Origin of the sequence: Frigoribacterium sp. CFBP9029 (assembly GCF_034045305.1) — a bacterium.
Classification (GTDB): Bacteria; Actinomycetota; Actinomycetes; order Actinomycetales; family Microbacteriaceae; genus Frigoribacterium.
This window is the reverse complement of the sequence record NZ_JAXCWB010000028.1, coordinates 1-460: the sequence shown is the minus strand read 5'-3', so window position 1 is coordinate 460 and position 460 is coordinate 1. Positions and strand designations below refer to the sequence as shown.

At 53.0% G+C, this 460-nt stretch carries 1 rRNA gene; it reads left to right on the top strand.

Annotated features, from left to right (window positions below):
* A 23S ribosomal RNA gene (locus tag SOM11_RS15045) occupies positions 1-460 on the top strand; the annotation flags it as partial.

Sequence of the window (460 nt, the reverse complement as noted above, 5' to 3'; positions counted from 1 at the left end):
GAGTGAAATAGTACCTGAAACCGTTTGCTTACAAACCGTTGGAGCCTCCTTGTAGGGGTGACAGCGTGCCTTTTGAAGAATGAGCCTGCGAGTTAGCGACATGTGGCGAGGTTAACCCGTGTGGGGTAGCCGTAGCGAAAGCGAGTCTTAATAGGGCGATACAGTCGCATGTCCTAGACCCGAAGCGAAGTGATCTATCCATGGCCAGGTTGAAGCGACGGTAAGACGTCGTGGAGGACCGAACCCACTTCAGTTGAAAATGGAGGGGATGAGCTGTGGATAGGGGTGAAAGGCCAATCAAACTTCGTGATAGCTGGTTCTCTCCGAAATGCATTTAGGTGCAGCGTTGCGTGTTTCTTGTCGGAGGTAGAGCTACTGGATGGCCGATGGGGCCCAAAAGCTTACTGACGTCAGCCAAACTCCGAATGCCGGTAAGTGAGAGCGCAGCAGTGAGACGGTG